This is a genomic window from Pedobacter sp. MR22-3, from assembly GCF_026240075.1.
GTDB lineage: Bacteria > Bacteroidota > Bacteroidia > Sphingobacteriales > Sphingobacteriaceae > Pedobacter.
This window is the reverse complement of sequence record NZ_JAPIVF010000001.1, coordinates 331,024-347,085: the sequence shown is the minus strand read 5'-3', so window position 1 is coordinate 347,085 and position 16,062 is coordinate 331,024. Positions and strand designations below refer to the sequence as shown.

13 protein-coding genes are annotated in these 16,062 nt (G+C 38.1%); 8 read left to right on the top strand and 5 right to left on the bottom strand.

Features of this window, described 5'->3' with window-relative positions; genetic code table 11:
- Positions 1-55 precede the first annotated feature (55 nt).
- The 3 genes from OQ267_RS01590 to OQ267_RS01580 all read right to left on the bottom strand — a co-directional run bounded on the left by OQ267_RS01590 (position 56) and on the right by OQ267_RS01580 (position 3,447).
- Positions 56-880 (bottom strand): glycoside hydrolase, encoded by an 825-nt coding sequence (locus OQ267_RS01590; protein ID WP_265834641.1) that lies wholly within the window; start codon positions 878-880, stop codon positions 56-58.
- 516 nt (positions 881-1,396) lie between these two features.
- Positions 1,397-2,536, bottom strand: coding sequence for a hypothetical protein (locus OQ267_RS01585; RefSeq protein ID WP_265834640.1), 1,140 nt, complete (start codon positions 2,534-2,536; stop codon positions 1,397-1,399).
- A gap of 17 nt (positions 2,537-2,553) precedes the next feature.
- Complete coding sequence (locus OQ267_RS01580) at positions 2,554-3,447, bottom strand: TssN family type VI secretion system protein (RefSeq protein WP_265819277.1); 894 nt, start codon at positions 3,445-3,447, stop codon at positions 2,554-2,556.
- 115 nt (positions 3,448-3,562) lie between these two features.
- Between OQ267_RS01580 and OQ267_RS01575 the strand changes: the two genes are divergently transcribed.
- Entirely contained in the window at positions 3,563-4,501 is a 939-nt protein-coding gene (locus OQ267_RS01575; RefSeq protein WP_265834639.1) for a type VI secretion system baseplate subunit TssG, read from the top strand.
- A gap of 19 nt (positions 4,502-4,520) precedes the next feature.
- On the opposite strand, the gene OQ267_RS01570 is transcribed toward OQ267_RS01575, so the two are convergent.
- On the bottom strand, positions 4,521-6,386 hold the full coding sequence (locus OQ267_RS01570) for a hypothetical protein (RefSeq protein ID WP_265834638.1): 1,866 nt from the start codon (positions 6,384-6,386) through the stop codon (positions 4,521-4,523).
- A gap of 27 nt (positions 6,387-6,413) precedes the next feature.
- Positions 6,414-6,848 carry a GPW/gp25 family protein gene (locus OQ267_RS01565; protein ID WP_088299814.1) on the bottom strand — a complete coding sequence of 145 codons (435 nt, stop codon included), beginning with the start codon at positions 6,846-6,848 and terminating at the stop codon, positions 6,414-6,416.
- 171 nt (positions 6,849-7,019) lie between these two features.
- Here OQ267_RS01565 and tssO point away from each other — a divergent pair, with 171 nt between their 5' ends.
- The 7 genes from tssO to OQ267_RS01530 are packed head-to-tail and all read left to right on the top strand — an operon-like array spanning position 7,020 to position 15,906.
- A complete protein-coding gene (gene tssO, locus OQ267_RS01560; RefSeq protein ID WP_265819274.1) occupies positions 7,020-7,541 on the top strand; it encodes a type VI secretion system TssO in 522 nt (173 codons plus the stop codon).
- A gap of 9 nt (positions 7,542-7,550) precedes the next feature.
- Entirely contained in the window at positions 7,551-8,036 is a 486-nt protein-coding gene (locus OQ267_RS01555) for a type VI secretion system transmembrane protein TssO (RefSeq protein ID WP_088299812.1), read from the top strand.
- A gap of 44 nt (positions 8,037-8,080) precedes the next feature.
- Positions 8,081-9,058 (top strand): PKD domain-containing protein, encoded by a 978-nt coding sequence (locus tag OQ267_RS01550; protein WP_265819273.1) that lies wholly within the window; start codon positions 8,081-8,083, stop codon positions 9,056-9,058.
- A 38-nt stretch (positions 9,059-9,096) separates the two neighbouring features.
- On the top strand, positions 9,097-11,472 hold the full coding sequence (tssR, locus tag OQ267_RS01545; protein ID WP_265834637.1) for a type VI secretion system protein TssR domain-containing protein: 2,376 nt from the start codon (positions 9,097-9,099) through the stop codon (positions 11,470-11,472).
- 5 nt (positions 11,473-11,477) lie between these two features.
- A complete protein-coding gene (locus OQ267_RS01540) occupies positions 11,478-13,994 on the top strand; it encodes an ATP-dependent Clp protease ATP-binding subunit (protein ID WP_265834636.1) in 2,517 nt (838 codons plus the stop codon).
- Between the two features lie 55 nt (positions 13,995-14,049).
- Positions 14,050-14,496: a hypothetical protein gene (locus tag OQ267_RS01535; protein WP_265834634.1), complete on the top strand. Its 447-nt coding sequence runs from the start codon at positions 14,050-14,052 to the stop codon at positions 14,494-14,496.
- Between the two features lie 18 nt (positions 14,497-14,514).
- On the top strand, positions 14,515-15,906 hold the full coding sequence (locus OQ267_RS01530; RefSeq protein ID WP_253248952.1) for a DUF5458 family protein: 1,392 nt from the start codon (positions 14,515-14,517) through the stop codon (positions 15,904-15,906).
- Positions 15,907-16,062 lie beyond the last annotated feature (156 nt).

Here is a 16,062-nt window from a genome sequence, read left to right as displayed (position 1 = left end):
CTTTATTATTTATTGAAATGGAGGTAGCTTAAGGATACCTCCATATTTTATTTTCTTAAAAGGCTCTTTCCCTGCCCATATATACATTCTTAATACGGTATAAGGTATTCCCGGTCGGACCTGGCGAACCACTGTCACCCTCCATTTGCATATTAATAATGAGCCACATAGGTTTGTTAACCGCATTACTTAAGACATGTCTGGCGACCCAGTTGTTGTCAATATAATAATGACATTCTACATCAGTCGCACTTATTTTATTGTACCAGCATTTATAATTATGATAAGATCCGGCGTTGGATACATTTGTCAGTTTATTTTCCCAAGCACCATCGTAAGTATTTTGCCAATTGGTAGAATTTCCTTTAAATTCCATGATATCACTTTCTGGTGGCCATGAATTTACTCCCGTAATCCAGAAAGCAGGCCAGGTTCCTCTCGCTGTAGGAACGGCAAAATCTCCAGAGATGGTATAGCTTGGAAACTGATCATTAATTAATACCTGTTGTTTAGCATGGCATGCGCCTGAATTATACCAGATGGCTACATTGGTAAAGCCATTTGCTGTACTGTTGCCTGGTGAACTTGCTAATCGAGTGGCAGTGATTGTCATTTCTCCACTACTTAGTGCAATCTGGCTATGGTTTGTACTGCTACCTGCCATGCGAGCAGAGCCATTATGATCAGTTCCCCAAGGATAGTTATAATTCCATTTTGCTTCAAAATTACCGTAACTGGCAAAAGAATTACCATCTATTAAAGTCTCCCAGGCCTTTACGCGCTCTGTCACAACTGATTCCCGATCTTTTTTGCAAGATAGCCATATTGCGGATAAGCAGGTTAATAATAGCATGGCTTTAAATGTTAGGTGTTTACTCATCTTTTTAAATTTTAGGTAAATATTTGGTTAGTTTTTGAGCTGATGAAGATTTACTTTTTGTTCTTTAGCCACAGGTAAAATGAGTTTATATTAAAATTTATAAATTCTATTCGGCCATTTTCAATCTTCATTAAAAATATCTTTGATGCTATCGTAATACGTTTTGTACCTTACATTAAGGTAGTTTTAAGCTACATTAATTTGTATTTAAATATAGGTATATTTTGTTATAAAGAAAGTGTAATTAGTGGCTTGTTGATCAGCAGATAAATGCCAATCGCCTTGATGCCTGAGAAGGCGATTTAAAGAAGTGAATTATACAAGAAGAAAGCCCAGCTGTATTTATGATTAAACCGAATAAATTTGTGAGTCAAAGATTTCAAGAATAATGATTTAATCTGTTCCATTTTAAATAAAAAAACCGATCAATATTTAGCATTTAATGATTTAGGCTTTTTTCTTACGCCCAATCATTTAAACTGAATATTGATCGGTAATTTACCGTTTGCTGCTAATTTAATCTAAAAGCGTCCAGGTTTTTCTGGCCTGCACCTGTTGCACAACTTGCTGTTCTGCAACCACAATGTTTTCCTTGCGCTGACCGATATATTCCAGTCCGCTGAGTTTATTCCATAGTGCAACCAATACACTTAAAAAGTCGTTAATGGTAACCATCGATTGGTTAATCTGCTTATGGTCATAAACAATTTCAATTGTTTTTGCCAATAACTCTTCAAAATTTCCTGGAGTTACATCCTTCCATTCATAGAAGTACTTTAATAACTCTTCTCTTTCTTTGGAGTCAATTAATTTGATGGCCGTGAAAAAGATATGTGCCAGACTGGAAAAATACCCTACTAAAACAGTTGGAGATTCCCGGTAAGCAACATTTCGGTATTCATAAAAAATACCGGCAATAAAATCAACAATTTTTTCAGAAACCAACCTGATATTTTTACCTAAAGGAGTGATATTATCCCTGCCTCCGGTCTTATCAATAATCTTAAAAGAAGCCAGCTGCAAATCGTTAAGCAAGCTGTTAAATGTTTCATAATAGCGGATTAATGCCGGGTGGCTGGTAATGGTAGAACTTGGTGGAATATAATTTTTGTTGATGGAAATCCTCCCGTTTTCATGATAAACCTGGCCGATTGTCAGAAAATAATTATCGGGCAACTGGCTAGCAATTTCGTTTTCCGGAAGAACAACAATGCTGTAAGCTTTAGCCAGTTCAGGATAGCGTATAGGGCTCTCTTCCGGATCTGGCGTACCAGCCGGCACCCGGTTAAAAGGATTTACAACCAGTAAAATGTAATAATTGCGGGGTTCTGATTGGCCGAAATAATGACTGTGGGTCAGGTTATCCATGCTGTCATTCTGCAAAATATCAATATGACAACCCTCCGGTGTTAATGCATTGCAATGTTTCACCCTGATTTCGATATGATTGGTCGCCTTTTCTACGATTTCAATATCATGAGAGTTAGGATATCCTGCAAGTGGCGGTAAGAATCCATAGTTGGCATTATTGATATTAAGAGATATGGCATCCCTGACAAAATCCTGTAAATAGAGATCGTTGGCAGTAAAATGATTACTGGATAACTTCATTCCATTAATCCAGTTGATCGATTTATGTTTTAGTGGCTTAATCATGGTAGCGGTTTTAATGGTTAGATAAAGATAGCACTTTCTCCTACTTCATTTGGCTTGTTAACGTTTTCGGATACACGTTTAGCATAAATGGTCATTTTTTCTGAAATGCCGTTCTCTGTGATGTCTAAATCCGGGTCAATAAAAATGTTCCTTTTAAAAAATGATGTTTTGATAAAGAAAATCCACTTGTAACCATCCTGGTCTTCATCTCTGAATTCAACAGGGTTTTTAGCAAATTTAAGGTTATAATCATCAATGAATTTATGAAACCAGATACCAAAGTTCATATTTTCAGGTGCCTTAACTTTAACTTTTAAAGGTTCAGGATCAGTGCTTTTTTTATAAAGTTCAAGCTCCAATACCAGTAACTTATTAAAATCTACATGGTCCATGTTAATATCCAGAGGTGTTGCAGGGTATTTCCAGATCTTGTAAATTTCTGACGGGATGCCCAGCAGGGAAACATATGCCCACCAAAACATGAGCGGTACAAAGAACCAGGCAATACTTCCGGCTCCCCACCAGCCAAAATGAACATTGCTTAGCCAGTTAAAAGCCAGTTGATATAAATAAAGTGCCAGAATAGCTGAAACCAGCGTCGCGAAGAAAATAAATACCTTACGTTCCAGTAGCTCAGTGGCGTAGTGCTTGGTGAGCAGATATACAAAAACGGTACCGGTTAAAATGTAAAAAATACAGCAGATGATGTAGCCCCAAGGCATGAAATTAAAATTCAGAAATCCTAAAAAACCGGGGAGTGCTAAAATAATGCCGATAAGCAGAACACTTACAATAAGTCTTTTGTTATTAAGAAACTGGTTCTTTTTATTAATGATAGAGAGTACGCTGGCCGAGACAATGAAGATCAGCGGAAATAGCAGATAGCGAATAAAAAATGATTGAACGTCCATTAATTTTTTTAGATGTGATGTGTTACAAATATAGTATCTTTAGTAGTTGATTGTAATCCTATTTTTTTCTATAATATAAATTTAACCTTAACAAATAATCTAGCTTAAAGTTTAGATGAAAAAAGAAACTTTGGTTCATAATGAACTCTTTACCGATTATAAAGCGATTGCACATGCTGCCGACCTGATAGAACGGGAGGTCATTGCTGCCGACAGGATTGAAATTATTCCCATTGGACCGGATAAGCGCGCTTTTGCAAAAGATATCGAAAACAGTGAAGTTTATTATTCTGAAAAGAGAAGGCAAGACCGCATCCGCATCAGCGCCAACCGGGAAAGTTTATATGATATGTTACCTGAAGGACTTTTTCACCGTCCACCTACCGGAAGCGCGGGGATGGATGAAGAATCCATGATTAAGGATATCAAGGACAGGAGGGAGGAAGAACGGCATGCCAGGTTGTTTTTTACACCTTTTGATGCTGAAATCAATCATGTCAGGATCATGACCGAGCTTTATGAAAATAAACTTGATAAAAAAACAACCTATGCTGATTTAAGCCAGATTTTCGAATTTGGCTGGGATGAATTTAATTTGTTAAATAAAGAGCAGAGTATTATCTGGATGCACCTGCTACCTGAAATTCAGCAAAAAAGGAATGATATCGATTTCGTATCTAAAGTACTTACAGCCTTGTTTAATCTGCCGATTCTGCTGGTAGATGCTTCGGGCAATGTTAGCCCGGTAAAAATAGCGGATGACATGCAGATGCAGCTGGGGCAAAGTGCCCTTGGTATTGACACCATTATTGGAGACAGCTTTATGCCTGACAACGAAGCTTATCACATCAATATTGGACCAGCCACCCCGCAGGAATTGATTAAGTTTATTCCGGGGCAGCCAAACCGTGCTATTTTAGATATGGCCATTAGTTACCTTATACCAGTTGATGCTGACGTCAATGTTGAATTACTAACGGCCGCAGACTTTCAGGAAACCTTATTAACTGATGGTGGCGAAAGTGCCTATCTGGGCTACACGGTTTATATTTAATCCTGTTTTAAACACTTAATTATATTACTTTATATACAGAAGGCTTTAATAACATCCGGTAATGTATGTTCATCGTGCTTCTGAGTTTTAATTTGGCCAGGGTTAAACTTAATAGTTCTTCCCAATCTTCAGCAGTCAGTTTTATATTTTCGGCAGGCTCAATAATAATATCTGTTGTTTTAATAAAGCCCGCATTGGGTTTATGGTCCATCATAATGCCTTTGGCCAAAGTAATTCCACTCAGTTTCTCACCCAGTTCATAACGGCAAAAATTAATGACATCAGCTTTGGTGATAATCCTGTCTGCCGTAGTTAAGCCATACTTATAAGCCTGTACCCTGTTGGTGGCATTTAATTTTGTGCGGCCTCCTTTTGTCTGGCTCAGGAAAAAGATACTTTCGGCATTGACTTTATTGTTCTCATAAACCACTAACCGGCTACCTGCATTAATGTGGTTGGCTTCTTCAGCCTGTGTTACCCAGATATCTACAAATAAAATATCAGCATCATCAATCGGTTTTAGTATGATGTAACTTGGCAGTTCTTTAATATCTTTCAGCGCCGAACGGCTTTTTTGTTCAATAAGGGCAATGTTTTGTTCTAAGTTTTTGAGTATGGTGCTTAAAAAATCAGGGCCATAGGCAGAGAAAGCAGCTTTTTCATCTCTAAGCAATTCAAAAAGATAGTCAACGAGTTCTTTTGCATTCCTCGTATCGAAGCGTTCTGTTCCACCATACCTGATGGAAAATGAGCCATCACCCTTTTCATTCTCGTTGGTAAAGGGAATTTCATTATAACTATGCCCGTGGTTATCTTGCAGGTTTTCTACTGCAAGCATTTGATCAAGGGCTTCTGTTTTAATCGGGATAATGTTATTCATCGTTTTAAGCCGGTGTTTAATCTGGCTTAATCTCTTATTAACCACCGGGAATGCATTGATGTAAACATGAAGTTCATTCAGCATTTCCTGATTAATTACCGCCGGAAAAATTACTTTCAGCCATTTTACATTTTTATCGATCTGATTTAAAGCTGCGGGCTGGAAAATGTTGCCCAAGGCAGCAGGCAATTCCTGTTGATCATCGATGTTGAAATCGTTAAGATCGCCCAGTGTGAGAAACCGGTTACTGTAAAACTGTAAAATATCCGCTTTAATGAGATTAAGCAATTGCTTGTGATGGAAGGGGGCTTCAGCTTTACCTGTTAAAGGTTCATCCATAAATCGTTCTGTATAAGCACTAAGTTCGTTATCCTTATAAAACCATTTTCCCAGTGATAACAAATCATAGGTATTTTCAGGTACCGAATAATTCTTCCAGTCGAAAAATAAATTCAACTTGTTAAAATCCATCCAGTTTTTAATCCCGCTTAAGCCAATATACATGGTATTCTTTTCTATTGAAAAGCCAGGAAGTGTATTTAAGAGCGGTTGTTTACTTGTATTTACGGTATTAAAAAGGGTATTTCCGGTTGCAATATATTTTACAGCGGCATTATGAACTTTTACAGTATGCAATGGACTAAAAAAAATGTCTGTTTTTTTAGCTTTGTCATTTTCCTGCTGAACGCTTTTCTTAAAAGCAAACTGGGTGTATGGCGAAAGGTAATCTTCATCTTCAATAGGCCTGGCGTGGATAATGGCATGGGCAGGCAACGAAGAAGTCAGGTGATCAGGTGCTAAAATCCGGCTGATCTTATCAAAAATTCTGTTTTCCAGATTTTTAACATCATTGGCAACATTAAAAAGTTCGTTACTTAAGGCTTCAATGATTAACCTGACTAACGGATCAAAATCATTACTGTCTTTAATATTCCAGAAATCTTCTGCGTTTTTTAATATTCTATTTCGGATTTCATCTTTTGATGAATAAAATACTGGTTTCATGTGTAGGATAAATGAGTCGTTTTTAGATTAGGTTGAAAGTGGGCTGAGGAATAAAGCGGTATTAAAAAAATATTTTTCTCCGGTGGTTTTTATCTTGGCCCTTACCGTGATATCAACCTTCTTTTTAATCTCTGTTATTTTGCGTAAAGGATATACATTTTCGACCTCTGTAATGCGTACTTCTACTGCAATATGATCTATTCTAAATTCATAATCCGAGATCGATTTAAGCAGGGATTTGCGGAATTTTTCCTCCCAGAGGCTTTCACTTACAATTAACTCAAAATCAAGGTCCCATATCTCACAACCAAAATCGTTACGGTAGCGGTGCTCTCCATATCGTGTAAAAATAATCAATTCGATATGGTTCGATATAGACTTTCCAAGATCAGTGGATTGAAGTCCACTACCTAGAAATAGGGAGTTAAATCTGAAGGGTTTATTGAAAAAAAATTCAGACATAGAAAGTTGGCTTAAAGTTTGTTAAAAGTAATTTAAAATAATCGTTTTTATATCCAAACACAAAATATAAAAAATTGTTATTTGCAAAGTTGATTTGAAAAGGCTTGTGTGATTAAGTGATGTTGATTGTCAGATTAATTATAAACTATTTTAAGTGAAACATAAAGCTCTATGAAACCCATTAACGCCGTCGAAATCAGGAATGCTTATACAAAGTTTATCCTGAATTTTTTGATCCTCACTGTTTTTTCTATTTTTTGTATTTTTCTTTTTTTTGCAGCCTCTGATTATGAATATGCCCTGCTGGATAAAAAAGTGAAGGAAACAGAAAAGTTATCTTATTTAAGAAAAGACATTAATACCAACTTTGACCTGATCCTGGTTCGTTTTAAAGAGCTTGCACAATACCGGGCTTACAATGCCAATGAAATGAGCAAGCAGGCTATTCTTCTTGCTGATATACAGTCGGCCAACAACAAAATTAAGGATCTGATTTCCAAAAAAACGGAGGATAGTCCAAGTTTTAACTTGTATGGTAAACTAAACAATAACGTTGGTGCAATGGCTGATTTGCAGGATTCGCTCATCCAGTCGAGAGGCGACATACAACGTTATAAAGAGCAAATAGACGAGTGTCAACAGGCCAATAGGTCTGCAGCAAACAGAATCAGAAACGGGCGATTCGGCCGATAATAGTTTACCATGATAAAATTAAGCATTAAAGAAAGACGCGAACAATTCTTGTTTTTTACAGCGTTGTTTGTTTTTACCGTAGGGCTGCTGAGCTTTGGTATTTTCTACAGCAACCAATCGCGATATGAAATTTCGAAAGAAGATCTTGAAGTTAAAATCAATGAAAATGAAGTATTTGAAAACATGGTAAAGGAAACCATGCCCACCATTGATACCACTTTTAAGCAGATTACGCGCTATAATCCAAACGTACAGGCCGTTTTTTTAAAGAATGACATTCAGCTTTCGCTGGGCTCTATAAAATCAGCATTCGACCGTAAAGCATCCGATTCACGCTACAAAATATTCGTTCAGACGGCACAGTTGTATGACAGGTTATTTTACGACAGGCAGGAACAGAACAGAAATATATCGGATATTGAATTGCACAAAAGACAACTTGACGACTGCATTACCAACAGGCGACAGTTACAACAAACGATTTCATCAAGATAAACCATCTAATTCCTTATCAAAACAATAAATATAAAACGCTAACTATGTCTGACTCAAACACCAAGCAGGTTAATTCAAATTCACAAGGCTATGTTATTTTATACATCTTATTGGCTGTATTACTGTTAACAGGCCTCATCTTTTTATTTAAAAGCTCATTGTTCGAAAAAAGAGCAATTGAAGCCAGAATTCTCAAAGACGAGATTTATTTAAATGAAGATTTAGTTTTTACCGATAATACCCCAAATGCCAAAAAGTGGCTATGGGAATTTGGTAACGGCGAAAGAGCCACCACAAAAACGGGATCTTATCATTACACTAAACCGGATACTTACATTGTACGCTTAACGGTTGACGGAGAATTGCGCCAGGAGTTTCCGATTACGGTAAGAGATACCGTAAAAACGGCCGTTGCAGATAGTGTGCTCACCATCAGCGGGCCTACTGCAGGTTTGGTTAATGAAGAAATCAGATTGGAAGGAGACGGGGAAGGAAAAGATTTTGAATGGTCTTTCGGTGAAACCGGAAGGGTTGATGTGAAAGGTAAAACCGCTTTGTATACTTATCGGGCACCAGGAAAATATGTGGTTCGGCTGCGGTCAGACAAAGCACGTAAACCCGCTTATTTAACCGTATTGATTACTGATCCTAATGCAGAGATTGTAGACGATCTAGTAGCGCCAGGTGATGGAGAACGCAAAACGATCGATGATATCAGGGCACGTTTACAGGCAATCGCAAACGGAGCTGATTTTAATTCCAACTACTATTACCTGATTAACAAATACATGTGTGGCAATGAAAAAGTAACCGTTAATGTGGAGATGAACGGAAAGAAAAAACAGACTGATATTTATTCGTACTGTATGGGCCTAACCTTCGGGGGAGAGATTGCGGTAGATGAAGCACAACTTACCATTAAACCAAATTCTACCTGTGCAAGTTTATTAAATATTAAACAACATTCGGGAACCGTCCAGCCTGCAGCAACAGCCACTGCCGCTACTGATCAATCAAAATAGATTAACATCTTAACTTCTAAAGCTCATCTATAAGAACTATGAAAAAATACTATGCCTTATCCATCCTGTTGTTAGGAATATCGTTTGCACAGGCACAATCGCCGGCAGCATTTGGCAAAAAAGTAAAATATATGCCTAAGGCCTATGAAAGGCCTGCAGAATCCATCAATGTAAATGAAAATACCAGCAACAGCCGTTTGCCCTGGATTGTGTTTTCAGATCGTGAGGACAATTATACCACCACTGCTCCGGGTGGTAGCCTGATCATGAAAAAAATAGGTTTTATGGAGCCTTTTTATGTGTCAAAACAAGAAAACGGTTACCTGAAACTGATCAAATACAAAGCAGGAATGATCAGGGGAAGAAAAATTAATGATAAAAAAAGTGCCATCAGCTATGGCTGGATTGCTAAATCAAAACTGCTTTTATGGCAACGTGCATTCTCTAACCAAAAAACAGGTTATGCCGAAAAATCTATAGGTATTGTAAATGGTAAAAATGCGTTAACCGAACCAAAATTCTATTTTGATACCACAGATTCCATTCTGGTTTACAACACCCCCGAACTGAAGGACAGACGTACAAAAGTAAGACTGCATGAAATAACTTATATCTATAAAAAATCTGAAGATGGCAAAAAATACCTGATTGGTTCTGATGATCAGCTTGTTGCCGATACGGCCTTAAAAAGTATTTATGGCTGGGTTTCATCAGAAGCCGTGCATAACTGGGGAGACCGCTTGTATATCACTTCTGCAAAACCTGGTGATGATAACAGCAACGATTCTACCGCAACAGCCATTAAAAGTGGAATGGGTAAAGGAAGCGATTTTGTGATTGACCCTTTGCTGCCACGGGAAAACGTTATCCTAAAAAGTGTACCTGTAATCACCAATGAAGACAATGCGTACACCGTGGGGATAGCGGCAGATGTTTACAACAAGAAGGACAATAAAATTTTAACGATTAATGGTTCATCCCTTTCCTATCAGGATTACCTTAAACTCCGTAAAAACAAGAATAAGATCAATGTGCTGTTTGTGGTAGATGGCGGAAGTTCCATGACGAAATATTTATCCGGAATGACCAATACCATTGCTTCATTTGAAAATACCATGGGCGATTTCGGTAAGGGTACAAATATAAGCTACGGCGGTGTAGTATACCGTGGTGAATCTGGCTGCGCGCTTCAGGGAATCTTCGTCAGCCCAATTCAGAATGACTACCGGAAGTTAATGACCTTTTTATCCAACCAGGCCAAAAATACGTTGAGGTGTAATGGAGAAGTAGCTGAAGGACCTGTATTTGATGGCTTAAAAGCAGGCTTGAGCCTTTTTAAAGCCAAAAAGAATGAAACCAATCTCATTATCCTGGTGGGTAGTACAGGGAATATAGGTGGTACTAATAATTACCTGATTAATGAATTAAGTGAGCAGGTTGCCCTTGCAGATGCCCGGATTTTGGCACTTCAGGTATATAGTGATTTCAATCAGTCGTTTAATAATTTTGTAATTCAGGCGCGTAAACTGGTTTCTGAATCAGCCATCCGTTCTGCTGAATACAGAAAAAACACCATGGTTAAAGGTGAAGGCTTAAAAAGCTTCCAGCCATATAACACTAGTCTTCAGGATTCAATCTCTTACTATCTGGATTATCCTAAAAATAGTTTGATCCAGGGAGGAGTGGTATTCCCAACCAAAGGATCTGTAAATTCAAACCAGAGCATGACGATAGCCCTACGCCGTTTTGTAAAAGAAACCAATATGGATATCGAAAATCAGATCAGTTCATTAGATAGCGCATTTCGTTTAACCGGTATTTCCCGTAAAAATCTTGCTGCAGATGTGGAAAGCCTGCTACCGCCACCAGTGGGTGCAGAAGTAGCAGACCGGATGCCGCATAATGCCTTTAAGTATTTCAGTACGGCAAACTTATCTGCTGATGTAGTAAAAAATAACCGATCAGCTTTGCAATATGCGATTGTGTTAAATAACATGGAATACAAACAGATTCTTGATGTTTTTTCAATCATGCTGGGCGAAAACCTGCAGGCAGATCAATCATCTTTCAGAAGGAAACTGGTTAAAAACTATATTAAAATGCCAAAGCAATTGTTGGGCATGAAAGTGTCTTCTGGTGAGATAAAAGCGATGACACTGGCTGACTATGTTAAATTAGTAACCGGATTACCATTGAATAATGAGTTTTTAGCTAAGTATAAGGTCAATGATTTAAAGAGCACTTCCAAAATGCCACTGGATCAGTTTGAAAGTTATATCAAACTACTAAATCAATCCGTTCAGCAAATTAAGAGAGCGACACAGATAGAACAGCAGTTTTTATCTAATGGTAAAATATATTATTACATCACTGAAAATAATTTTAACCCGGCAGTTGTGCCAGTAACCAATTAAGGGATATGGCGATTACAAATTTAAGCGAGTCAGTTAAAACAGCCCTGCACATTGCACAGTCGCTGGCTAAGGAGTATAGAAATGAAGTATTTACCGCTGCGCATCTGCTCAAGGGTTTAATGCATAAAGATGTTGGATTAAGATCATTTATTACCGCTATCGGAAAAGATGAAGAATACATCAGTGAATGGGCAGAGGTAAGGATTGAAGAACAGTCAAAATCTGCAGGCCTGAGCGATACCGTTAGTGGTGCCCCTGAAATCGCTGTTATATTTGAAGAAGCGGATAATGTACGTATAAAACTCGGGCTCGATTTAATTACTCCCGTTTGTGTGTTAACGGCACTGGCAAAGCCGGGAATAGGTTTTCAGCCAGATCAGTTAAAATCTTTTCCGATTAAGGAACGCGAAATTTTAGACCTTTATGTTAAAGATGAGGAAATTTCAAGAGTAGTTTCTCCTGATAAAGCCACTGCCGGAACCGAAAATAAAAGTACAGGCAATGCCCTGTATAAATATTGTATAGATCGCTTACAAATGGTTCGGGATGCTAAAACAGATCCGATAATTGGTCGTGATAAGGAAACCCGCATGATGATGGAAATTCTTTGCCGCAGAACCAAACCCAACGTCATTCTTACAGGCGATGCAGGCGTAGGTAAAACAGCTTTAGTTGATGGATTTGCTATCGATATTGTAAATCAGAATGTGCCCGACAGTTTGAAGCCCGTACAACTTTTTGAACTTGATCTGGGATCGCTAATTGCCGGTGCATCATATAAAGGGGAAATAGAAGATCGTTTAAAAAACATCATTAAAGAAGTAAAGCAGTTTGAAAAAGCAGTACTATTTATTGATGAAATCCACACCTTATTAGATAGTAAAGGGCCTTTAGGTGCCGGAATTGGTAATTTATTAAAACCAGAACTGGCCCGTGGAGAAATTACGGTAATTGGTGCTACAACGATTGATGAATACCGGAAAATTATTGAACCGGAACAGGCTTTCAGCAGGCGTTTTGAAGTCCTTCAGGTGAATGAGCCGAATGAAGAGAGCACCATCAAAATGTTGCAGAAACTCGCGGTGAAATACGAAGAACATCATGCCTTAAGTATTGAACCGGATGCATTGGGTGAATGTGTTCGCCTGGCCAAGCGATACATGAAAGACAGAAGACTACCTGATTCTGCATTTGATTTACTGGACAGAACCATGGCTGCCATGAAAATGATGAATGATACATCTGATCAGGTAATTGCAAGTCTGGAAACGGACCTTGTGGCGCTGAATGCAGATGAAGAAAAATCAGAGGCGGATCAGTTTGCCGATTACAAATGGCTATTCTCTTTACTTCAAAATAAACTGAGCCCGGTTTTATTGGGCCGCTTAACGGATGAAACCCAAACAGATGCCTTTGAAACGGCGGATGAATACCAGGGTTATATCAATAGCAGTCTGCAGGAATTAAAGAAATATGCTGCTGAAAAGAGCGATAGGATCACTAAACAGGATATTGCTTCCATTGTGGCTTATAAAACTGGCATCCCAATGGGTAAACTGCAGGCAGGTGAGAAGGAAAAATTGCTGAATATGGAGCAATACCTTAAAAAGCGTGTGGTTGGGCAGGATCAGGCACTCAAGGCTGTTTCAGATGCTATACTGGAATCAAGAAGTGGGCTAAATAAAAAAGGACAGCCAATCGGGTCATTCTTTTTATTAGGTCCCACAGGAACAGGTAAAACCGAACTGGCCAAATCAATTGCCGAATTTTTATTTAATGATGAAAAGGCAATGATCAGGTTTGACATGTCTGAATTTAAGGAAGAGCACAGTGCGGCCTTACTTTATGGCGCGCCTCCGGGATATGTGGGTTATGAAGAAGGTGGTTTACTGGTGAATAAAATCAGACAACAGCCCTATTCTGTATTGTTATTTGATGAAATAGAAAAAGCTCACCCTTCGGTTTTTGATACCTTTTTACAGATTTTGGATGAAGGTCATATGCACGATCGTTTGGGTAAGGAAGGAGATTTCAGCAATTCATTAATCCTGTTTACCTCTAATATCGGCAGCGAATGGATTGCCGAGCAAATTGGTAAAGGGGTTATACCGGCCTCAAATCAACTGATGGAAGTTATGGCTGGCCATTTCCGCCCGGAGTTTTTAGCCAGAATTTCGGAAATTGTGCCTTTTGCCCCGATTAATGAAAGTAATGTGGTCCGTATTTTCGAGATCCAGTTAAGCAGTCTGGTACAATCACTGAATAAAATGGGCATCGAATTTGAAATCGCGGAAGATGCCAAGAAAATGATTGCTTTGGATGGCTTTACCCCTAAATACGGCGCAAGGCAGCTGTCAGCCGTGATCAGAAATCTTTTGCGTCGGCCGATCTCTAAATACATCATTTCTGGTGAACTTAAAAAGGGATCCAAGATCGTGGTGAGTAAACATCCTGAAGAAGATCAGCTGGAATGGAATATTATTCATCCTGAAGCATCAATATTGGAACAAAAATTGAGTTAAAATGTTAACTACTATATCATTATAAAATTTAACCTTAAACCTAAAACAGCATACTATGTTTAACTATGAAATTGGTGGAAACGAACGAAAAATCGATACATCAGAAGCATTCGCAGAAATTGCCCACAACAAAACGCTTTTTGTACAAAAATTAACAGATAATGAACCCATTAAGCCAGAAAAGGTTGAGGGTTTAAAAACCGTTAAAGAAGTGTTTGATCACTACAGGCCCAATGTTAAAGTGGCTTTTGAGAAACAAGACGGATCAACCGTTGGTGAAACCATCAACTTTAATGACATGAGTGATTTTGGTGTGAAGAATATCATCAACCAAAGTAACTATTTAACCAATGTGAATATTGAAAGGGAAATGTCACTTAACGTAATCAAACAACTGAAATCCAACAAAACTTTAAAAGCTACCCTTGATGATGAAGAAACTAAACATGCTTTCATTAGTGCTTTGAAGAATTTTGTAGATGAACTGGAGCAAAATAAATAATCTAAACGCCAAGAAAACATGTCAAATCCTCAAGAATTAAACGCAGAACAAAATATATCCCAGGAAGCAGGCTTCAAACCGGCAGAAGGCAATAAGATAGCGAAAACATCACTTAAAGAAAACTTAGAAAAACTGGCCAGAGTAGGTGGTTTTGATTTGTTGGAAACTACGGTTGATGGCCTACAGAACTTAAACCCGGAAAGAAAAGCCAGAAAGCAAATCTTTTTAACAGGAGATGAGAAAAGAAAGGAACGTGAAGAACTGAAAAAGAAAATTCAGCTCTGGATCGACGTACTTGAATCTTCTACTTCTGTTGCGGATATGGTAGAGAAGAGTACCGAGAAATTAAACGCTGCGGAACAAAACCTGAATAAAAATATTGGTACAGCTTTAGAAAGTTCAAGAGAACTGGAGCAGGCATACCGGTCGGTTCACTTGTTTTACAAAAATACAGAAGCCGATAAGCTTAAAAATGTAGTGCTGTTGAACGCTTCAATGGATCAGATTAAGGATTTGGATAATCCTCGTTTTATCGATTACGTTGATGATGAGTTAAAGCAAAATTACGACCGTTTAGATTTACGTAAAAACTATTCACTAATGGTAGTGCCTGGTTACATGGGATCAAACAAAGTGCTGGAACGCTGGGGTAAAATTGCGCACAACAATAAAGCCATGCTAGTAACAGATTTCGCCGATTTAGACCAGCCGGATGATGTGCTGGATCTATTTACGGCTGCTAATTTCACCGGTGCTGATGCTTTCCGTTCTAATGTTATTATGACCTGTAACTGGTTAGTAGGCAGAGGTAAAGTGGCGGAAGTAGGTGAGGAAGATGATTTAACAGTTCCGGGGTCTGCTGCATTAGCCGGAAAAATGTACTATACCTTAATGTCTCAGGTTACAGCCGGTAAAAAACATGGTGCCATTAATGAAGTAGACGGCGTTAAATTTGATTTGAAGAAAAGCGAAATCTCACATTTGGAAAGAGTAGGATTGGTGCCAATGGTTAATGAATATGGAAAAGTAATGGCATTCTCTGCTAAAACTTTATTTAATGGCGATAACATCGGCCTGCAAACTTATTCTGTAGTAAGGGTATTTGATTACATTACCAAAGTGTTGTTTGATTTCTTAAACAGAAGAGCTTTTGAAAACTGGACATCAAAAACAGAACAGGATTTACGTGGACAGATTGTGAAGTTTTTGGATGGTATTCAAGGTGCTGATCGCTTAATTGAACGTTTCAAAATTATGCGTTTCGAACGTGATGAACAACAAAAAGACAGAATTCATTTAGATATTCACATTACCCCATATTTTCCTGCAAAGAGTTTTGTAGTGAAATTAGACGGTCATAAAGGTGAAGATGAAAGTACCACCTGGGCATCTGAATACAATCAGCAATAAGAGAGCCTGAATGAATTCATGACAGGCTAAATGTGTTTTTAAAACAGGTTTACTGCAGACCTGGATTGATGATATTTATTTTTGTTAAGGTAAAAAACCTGGTCAGTCTGATCAGGTTTTTTCGTTTTTGATGCATGAGGTTAACAAAAACTTTAT

Bases quoted from the DNA above. Each gene is read 5' to 3' on its own strand.
- OQ267_RS01590 (WP_265834641.1), bottom strand. From the start codon at position 880: ATGAGTAAACACCTAACATTTAAAGCCATGCTATTATTAACCTGCTTA.
- OQ267_RS01585 (WP_265834640.1), bottom strand. From the start codon at position 2,536: ATGATTAAGCCACTAAAACATAAATCGATCAACTGGATTAATGGAATG.
- OQ267_RS01580 (WP_265819277.1), bottom strand. From the start codon at position 3,447: ATGGACGTTCAATCATTTTTTATTCGCTATCTGCTATTTCCGCTGATC.
- OQ267_RS01575 (WP_265834639.1), top strand. From the start codon at position 3,563: ATGAAAAAAGAAACTTTGGTTCATAATGAACTCTTTACCGATTATAAA.
- OQ267_RS01570 (WP_265834638.1), bottom strand. From the start codon at position 6,386: ATGAAACCAGTATTTTATTCATCAAAAGATGAAATCCGAAATAGAATA.
- OQ267_RS01565 (WP_088299814.1), bottom strand. From the start codon at position 6,848: ATGTCTGAATTTTTTTTCAATAAACCCTTCAGATTTAACTCCCTATTT.
- tssO (WP_265819274.1), top strand. From the start codon at position 7,020: ATGAAACCCATTAACGCCGTCGAAATCAGGAATGCTTATACAAAGTTT.
- OQ267_RS01555 (WP_088299812.1), top strand. From the start codon at position 7,551: ATGATAAAATTAAGCATTAAAGAAAGACGCGAACAATTCTTGTTTTTT.
- OQ267_RS01550 (WP_265819273.1), top strand. From the start codon at position 8,081: ATGTCTGACTCAAACACCAAGCAGGTTAATTCAAATTCACAAGGCTAT.
- tssR (WP_265834637.1), top strand. From the start codon at position 9,097: ATGAAAAAATACTATGCCTTATCCATCCTGTTGTTAGGAATATCGTTT.
- OQ267_RS01540 (WP_265834636.1), top strand. From the start codon at position 11,478: ATGGCGATTACAAATTTAAGCGAGTCAGTTAAAACAGCCCTGCACATT.
- OQ267_RS01535 (WP_265834634.1), top strand. From the start codon at position 14,050: ATGTTTAACTATGAAATTGGTGGAAACGAACGAAAAATCGATACATCA.
- OQ267_RS01530 (WP_253248952.1), top strand. From the start codon at position 14,515: ATGTCAAATCCTCAAGAATTAAACGCAGAACAAAATATATCCCAGGAA.